This is a genomic window from Nonomuraea cypriaca, from assembly GCF_015645445.1.
Lineage (GTDB): Bacteria > Actinomycetota > Actinomycetes > Streptosporangiales > Streptosporangiaceae > Nonomuraea > Nonomuraea cypriaca.
The window spans coordinates 1-7,007 of sequence record NZ_JADOGI010000374.1 but is presented as its reverse complement, the minus strand read 5'-3'; the positions used below and the strand labels follow the sequence as shown (position 1 = coordinate 7,007).

Sequence of the window (7,007 nt, the reverse complement as noted above, 5' to 3'; positions counted from 1 at the left end):
ACACATCACCTCCGCCCGCTCTAACCGCCTCACCGTCTCGGCCCACGTCACCACCCAGCCCCCGAACCCCGTCACCATCACCGCCGCGACCCACGTCACCACCCAGCCCCCGAACCTCCTCAACACCGCCGTCTCTGCCTACCTCGCTGTCACCCTTCAGGACCTGCTCACCGTGTCCGATCCGGATGTCGGCCTGCACCTCGACCCCCGCCAACCGCGCCTGACGCACCAAGGCTGCAATCCCCGCGAGGCCGGGCGCGGGCAACAGATCGGGCACATCGGTGGATCTGAGCACGCCGAGCAGATGCCGCATCTCGACCAGCGCGCTTCGGCTGGCCGTCTCGATCACGCGGAGAGCGTCATGCGCCTCTTCGGGCCTGGTCGCCATGACGTGGTTGGCCACCCCGGCCTTGACCGCGATCAGCCCGACGCTGTGCGTGACGACGTCGTGCAGCTCGCGCGCAATGCGTAACCGCTCCTCCGTCACCGCCTGCGCCGCCAGCCGTTCGGCGTCACGTGCCGCATATGTCCTGCGTTCTCGCACGGCCCGTCCGATCGTCCAGGCGCCGCCCAGCGCCGCGACGCCCATGAGCGGCTGGTCCAGGTGAGCCAGCCAGGTCGTCGCATGCTGGCGCGGCACCCCGGCCACGACCATCCCGGACACTGTGAACAGGCTCACCACTCCGATGGCGGTCGTCGGGAGCACGACGCCGAGCCTGTCTGACAAGGCGACGATGTAAAGCGCGTACGCGGGCGCGACGTACGCGGGCCCCACGGTGCGGGCCACCGTCGCCAGGATTGCGAGCGCCAGCGTGAAGCAGAACACGGGCAGTGGCGCCATTCTCCGCAGAGCCAGCGGCACTCCCAACGCGAACGGGAGTGCGATCCTCGCCCAAGGCGGCAGCCCCGTCGCGCTGGCCGTCGACGTGAAGAACACGAAGGTGAAGACCAACCCCGCCGCCAGATCGAGCATGATCAACTGGTGGCGGCTCAGCCGTCTGGCGAAGAGAGGGTGGGTGTCGTCCACGCGTTGAACCGTAGCCGTTGCGGCCGCGTGCGCACGTCAACCCAGGGTCTGACCTTGAGATTCGAACCGTGGTCCGACGCGCCGGCGACCCGCCCTACCGCATGCTTTACGGCGTGATCGAACTCCACCGCCTCACCAAGCGCTACGGCGGCACGCTCGCCGTGGACGAGTTGTCCTTCAAGGTCGAGCCCGGCCACGTGACCGGCTTCCTCGGCCCCAACGGCGCAGGTAAGTCCACCACCATGCGCCTGATCCTGGGCCTTGACGCCCCGACCTCAGGCGAAGCGCTGGTCAACGGGCGAAGATACACCTCGCTCGACAGGCCGATGCACGAGGTGGGCGCGTTGCTGGATGCCGGCGCCGTCCACGGCGGCCGCAGCGCGTACAACCACCTGCTCTGCCTGGCCCGGGCCAATGGCATCGGCCCTCTGCGCGTGGCGGAGGTCCTGGAGCAGGTCGGGTTGTCAGGGGTGGCACGCAAACGCGTGGGCGGATTCTCCCTCGGGATGAAACAGCGGCTGGGCATCGCGTCCGCGCTACTCGGAGACCCGGGGGTGCTGATGTTCGACGAGCCGGTCAACGGCCTCGATCCCGACGGCGTGCGCTGGATCCGCGACCTCATGCGCTCGCTGGCCGCGGAAGGCAGGACGATCCTGCTCTCCAGCCACCTGATGAGCGAGATGGCACTCACCGCCGAGCGCATCGTCATCGTCGGCCGCGGCAAGCTGATCGCAGAGGCCACCGTCGCTGAGCTGACGGCGCGTTACCCGTCGCTCGAAGACGCCTACATGGCCCTGACCGCCGACAGCGTGCAGTATGGAGCGGCCCGATGAAGGCAGCCTTTTCGTCCGAGTGGCTGAAGCTACGCTCGGTGACGTCGACCTACCACGCGATCGGCTCAGCCGCCCTCATGGTGGCCCTCGGTGTGGTCTGGACGGTTTACGTGAGCAGCCTCGCCGTCGAGCGCGGATCGTTGCGGGCGGCTGCTCCGGAGGAGGGGTTCCTCCCGCTCGTCCAAATCAGTCTGGCGGTCCTCGGAGTGCTCGCGATCACTTCGGAGTACACCACGGGCATGATCCGCACCAGCCTCACGGTCGTCCCGAAACGCAGCGCCTTACTCCTGGCCAAGGCAGGGACTGTCGGCGCGACCACGTTCGTGGCCGCCCAATCGATCCTCCTGGTCACCTATGCGACGAGCCGCCTGATCGCCGGCGGCCGGCACCTGGGCTTCAACGATGACTCCTTCGCCGACCATCTGCCCATGCTGATCGCCTCCGGCCTGTCGGTGGCCGCGCTGGCGCTGGTCGGCCTCGGCCTCGGCGCCGCCATCCGGTCGACGGCAGGGGCGATCGTCTCGGTCGTGGCGCTGCTGTTCGTGCTACCCGGTCTCGTCAACTACCTGCCCCCTCCGTGGAACACCCGCACGGCCACGCTCCTCCTGCCCAACCTGGTTCCGCAGATGGCAGACAGCCGGCTCTCGTCACGACTGGGGGACGGCTTCCTGCCTCCATGGGCCGCGCTACTCGTGCTCCTCGCATACCCGATCGTCGCCCTCGCCATCGGCTACTACCTGCTCAAACGGAGAGACGCATGACCGCCCTCGCATCAGCGGGGACACGCCCGTGAGCGTGCTCGCCTCGGAATGGCTGAAGGTCCGCTCGATCCGCTCCACCTATCTGATGCTCAGCCTCAGCCTCAGCGCCATCCTCCTGGGTCTCGGACTCGCGTTGATGGCCGCCGGCATGTACGACAGCGCTCCGCCGGACCAGCGCCCGATCGCCCGCATCGCGGATCTGGAGGAAGTGTTCGTGATCGTGCCACAGCTCTGCATGGGCATCCTGGGCACGCTGGCCATGACGTCCGAATATGTAACCGGCCTGATCAGGGCCACGTTTACCATCGTCCCCAGGCGCTGGCCCGTCCTGGCCGCCAAGGCCACGGTCGTGGGCGCCCTGGGGCTGTTCGTCGGCCCCGCAACGGTGTTCGGCACCTACTTCGTCTCTCGCTGGGTGCTGGGTGACCGCTTCTCAGGCGCATACTCCGCCTCTTTCGTGGACCGGCTCCCGCTCCTGACCGCCACCAGCCTCACCGTGGCGATATTCGCCTTGCTCGGCCTCGCGCTGGGCGCGCTCCTGCGCTCCACCGCCGGCGCGATCGCGATCACGGTCGGGCTCGTCTACGTGATCCCCATCGTCATCGGCAACATCCCCGACCCCTGGAGCGAACATCTCGGCTCGGTGATGATCGGAGCTCTCCCCCGCGAGATCACCGGCGACATCATCACCGCCACGGTGTACGGCTCGCTCCTGCCTCCCGCAGCGGCCGCCACGGTCCTGATCGCCTATGCGGCACTGCCCCTGGCAGCCGCAGCCTGCCTGCTATGCAAGCGAGACGTCTGAAATTCCGCCCCGGAGCCCGCGATGCCATGAGCTCTCGCCACCCTCATCAAGCGAGGCGTCACCACCTCGCCTCGAAATGGCCCAGGACACCGGACCGGACACCCCACAGACGTCCTCATCCGCAAACGCATGAGCCGGCCCGCAGCTGGATATCCAACGGGCCGGCAGACCACCGGGCATCCAGGGGTACGGCAGACCGCAACGTCTGCCGTACCGTCAGGAGGCTCAGACCTCGAGCACCACGGGGATGATCATGGGTCGGCGGCGGTAGGTGTCACTCACCCAGCGCCCCACCGTACGGCGGACGACCCGGCGGATCTCCTGCATGTCGACCACGCCGTCCGCGGCCTTCTCCTCAAGGACCCTTTCGATCTGCGGGAGAAACTCGTCGAACCGCAGAGGGTCGATGCCGGACCCCCGCGCGTGGATCTCCGGACCGGCGGTGAGCTTACCGGTGTTGGAGTCCACCACGATGACCACGGAGATGAAGCCCTCGTCGCCCAGGATCCTGCGGTCCTTCAACGAGGTGTCGGTGATCTCGCCCACCGAGGAGCCGTCGACGTAGACGTACCCGGCGTGCACCGCGCCGACGATCTTCGCCCGGCCGTCGACCAGGTCCACCACCACGCCGTCCTCGGCGATCACGATGTGGTCGTCGGGCACGCCGGTGAGGGCGGCCAGCTTGGCGTGCGCGCGCAGGTGCCGCCACTCGCCATGCACGGGCATGAAGTTCGAAGGACGTGTCAGGTTCAGGACGTAGAGGAGCTCGCCCGCGGCCGCGTGGCCGGAGACGTGCACCTTCGCGTTGCCCTTGTGGACGACGCGAGCGCCCCACCTGGTCAGTCCGTTGATCACCTTGTTGACCGCGGTCTCGTTCCCTGGCACCAGCGACGATGCCAGCAGCACGGTGTCGCCCGCGGCGATGCGGATGGCGTGATCGCGATTGGCCATCCTGGACAGCGCCGCCATCGGCTCGCCCTGGGACCCGGTGCAGACCAGCACCACGTCCTCCGGCGGCCATGCCTCGATGTCGCGCGCGTCGACGATGAGCTCCGGCGGCACCTTGAGGTAGCCGAGATCCCGTGCCACACCCATGTTGCGCACCATGGAGCGGCCGACCAGGGCCACCTTGCGACCGTGCCTGGCGGCGGAGTCCATGACCTGCTGGATGCGGTGCACGTGCGAGGCGAAGCTGGCCACGATGACCCGCTGTTCGGAGGTGCGGATCACCTCGTCGATGACCGGCGCGATCTCCCGCTCGCTGGTGACGAACCCCGGCACCTCGGAGTTGGTCGAGTCGGACATCAACAAGTCGACGCCCTCGGTGCCGAGCCTGGCGAAGCCGCCGAGGTCGGTGAGGCGGCCGTCGCTCGGCAGCTGGTCCATGCGGAAGTCGCCGGTGTGCAGGACTATGCCCGCCGGCGTCCTGATCGCCACGGCCAGGGCGTCGGGGATCGAGTGGTTGACCGCGAGGAATTCGCAGTCGAAGGGTCCAAATACGTGCCGTTCGCCTTCGATGACCTCGTGTTTGGTTGGCTGGATCCTGTGCTCGGTGAGCTTGGCCTCGATCAGGGCAAGGGTGAGCTTGGATCCGACGAGAGGGATATCGCGGCGCTCGCGCAGCAGGTAGGGCACTGCGCCGATGTGGTCTTCGTGGGCGTGCGTCAGCAGCACGGCTTCGATGTCGTCGAGCCGATCCCTGACGTACTCGAAATCGGGCAGGATCAGGTCGACACCCGGCTGGTCGGGCTCGGGGAACAAAACCCCGCAGTCGACGACGAGCAGGCGGCCGTCGTATTCGAAGACCGCCATGTTTCTGCCGATCTCCCCCAATCCGCCGAGCGCAACGATGCGCAGGCCGCCGTCAGGCAGCCTCGGTGGGGGGCCAAGCTCAGGATGCGGATGGCTCATGCCCGACCCCCACGGTCAGATCGTGTAAACAAAACTTCTGGTTCCTCCCCGTTCCTATGCGTCTGTCAACTTCACCCCGCCGGCTACCAGGCAAGTACGCAGCTCGGCGATTTGCTTTTCTGTCGCGTCCACGAGCGGCAGCCGTACCGGACCGACCGGCACTCCCACCATGCTCAGTGCCGCCTTTGCCATGATCGCGCCGCCCGCGCGCAGCATGATCCCGTCCACCACCGGCGCCACCTGGCTGTTAACGGCCTGGGCCTGGGCGACGTCGCCGTTCTTGTACAGGTGGATCATTTGCGCGAGCTGGGCGCCCACCACATGCCCGACGACGCTGACGAACCCGGCCGCGCCGAGGGAGAGCCAGGAGAGATTGAGCAGGTCGTCGCCGGAGTAGAAGGCCAGGTCCGTCGCCGTCATCACCTGACTGCCGGCGAACAGATCGCCCTTGGCATCCTTCACGGCGACGATGTGCTCGTGCTGCGCCAGCCGGATCAGGGTCTCGGTCTTGATCGGTACGCCGCTGCGCCCCGGAATGTCGTACAGCATCACAGGAAGGCTCGTGGCGTCGGCAACAGCGGTGAAGTGCCGATACAGCCCCTCTTGCGGAGGCTTGTTGTAGTACGGCGTCACTACGAGCAGCCCATGCGCTCCGGCACGTGCCGCCTGCTTCGCGAGCTCGACACTATGGCGGGTGTCGTTGGTGCCGGCACCAGCCACCACGGTGGCGCGATCGCCGACCGCGTCGAGGACGGCGCTGACGATGCGCTGCTTCTCCTCGTCGGACGTGGTGGGCGACTCACCGGTCGTCCCATTGACGATCAAGCCATCGTTGCGCTGCTCATCCACCAGATAAGTGGCAAGCGCTCGCACAGCCGCATAGTCGACCTCGCCGTCGGAAGTGAACGGCGTGACCATCGCGGTCAGCATGCGGCCGAAGGGTGCGTCAGTGGTTCCAGTTGGCGATGCCATAGTGCGAACGCTACCCGGATTCAGAAATCCATTGGACGCCGCCACCCCGCTTTGCCAGCCTGGAGCCGCTTTTTGCCCCCTTTCGCCGGTATCTCGAAGCCTGGTGTCACACCGGCAAGCACCTCGCCTCCACCACCAGGTCAAGGCCGCCCCCACGCCGGTGATAGCTGGCCACGGCCGGTCGGCGTTGCCGGGAAGTCCTATCGCTGGAGCTCGGATGCGATATCTGATGCACTTGCGGTTATTGGTAATCCCAGCCAACACAGCCCGCGGAATGTCCCGCCGATCTCCTGCCCTGGGGCCCGGGCGGGGTGAGGCGGTCCGGGAAGGGGAGCGGCACTGCCCGGAGCAACTCAGTCTGAGTCTGGCCAGTTGGACGCCGCCGCACACCTACGCGCCCGACTCAGCGGCGGCGGTGTCGACGTCCGGCTGCGGTGCCCTTCCTGGGGCAAGAGAACGGGCATGTCGGCCTCGGTGCTACGGGCATGCACGTACTGCGGGCGGTCTTGGCGGCGGCGGTCGGCCTGGTGTGGTCATACATGAGGAACCGAAGATGTCGATCAGGGCCACCGGCCTCGTGAATTCTCGTGCTTCGGGGAACTCGTAACGTAGTGTCACATCATGCGAGAGGTGCCGTCCTGACCTGGCATGATCTGGATTTGCGAGATCAAGTCCATGCAGGAGAACGGCACCTCGGA

At 67.2% G+C, this 7,007-nt stretch carries 6 protein-coding genes; 3 read left to right on the top strand and 3 right to left on the bottom strand.

Features of this window, described 5'->3' with window-relative positions; all coding sequences use genetic code 11:
* On the bottom strand, window positions 1–1,027 hold a 1,027-nt coding region (locus ITP53_RS60845; RefSeq protein ID WP_207757679.1), incomplete at its 3' end, for a sensor histidine kinase.
* 68 nt (window positions 1,028–1,095) lie between these two features.
* On the opposite strand from ITP53_RS60845, the gene ITP53_RS52905 reads away from it, so the two are divergent.
* From ITP53_RS52905 to ITP53_RS52895, 3 genes are read left to right on the top strand one after another with little or no spacing between them, the layout of a single operon-like run.
* The gene (locus ITP53_RS52905; RefSeq protein ID WP_407941415.1) at window positions 1,096–1,860 is read left to right on the top strand and encodes an ABC transporter ATP-binding protein; all 765 of its coding nucleotides are present in this window, start codon (window positions 1,096–1,098) and stop codon (window positions 1,858–1,860) included.
* Window positions 1,857–2,621, top strand: coding sequence for an ABC transporter permease subunit (locus ITP53_RS52900; RefSeq protein WP_195903058.1), 765 nt, complete (start codon window positions 1,857–1,859; stop codon window positions 2,619–2,621). The genes ITP53_RS52905 and ITP53_RS52900 overlap by 4 nt, the downstream gene beginning before the upstream one ends.
* A 28-nt stretch (window positions 2,622–2,649) precedes the next feature.
* Window positions 2,650–3,426, top strand: a complete 777-nt coding sequence (locus ITP53_RS52895) for an ABC transporter permease (protein ID WP_195903057.1) — start codon at window positions 2,650–2,652, stop codon at window positions 3,424–3,426.
* Between the two features lie 225 nt (window positions 3,427–3,651).
* Here the strand turns inward: ITP53_RS52895 and ITP53_RS52890 are convergent, their stop codons facing one another.
* Together ITP53_RS52890 and dapA are read right to left on the bottom strand one after the other, a co-directional pair.
* Entirely contained in the window at window positions 3,652–5,337 is a 1,686-nt protein-coding gene (locus tag ITP53_RS52890; RefSeq protein ID WP_195903056.1) for a ribonuclease J, read from the bottom strand.
* Window positions 5,338–5,391: 54 nt separating this feature from the next.
* A complete protein-coding gene (dapA, locus tag ITP53_RS52885; RefSeq protein ID WP_407941414.1) occupies window positions 5,392–6,267 on the bottom strand; it encodes a 4-hydroxy-tetrahydrodipicolinate synthase in 876 nt (291 codons plus the stop codon).
* Window positions 6,268–7,007: the final 740 nt, after the last annotated feature.

Excerpts from the sequence above, each read along its gene's own strand:
- ITP53_RS52890 (WP_195903056.1), bottom strand. The coding sequence starts at position 5,337 with ATGAGCCATCCGCATCCTGAGCTTGGCCCCCCACCGAGGCTGCCTGAC.
- dapA (WP_407941414.1), bottom strand. The coding sequence starts at position 6,267 with ATGCTGACCGCGATGGTCACGCCGTTCACTTCCGACGGCGAGGTCGAC.
- ITP53_RS52900 (WP_195903058.1), top strand. The coding sequence starts at position 1,857 with ATGAAGGCAGCCTTTTCGTCCGAGTGGCTGAAGCTACGCTCGGTGACG.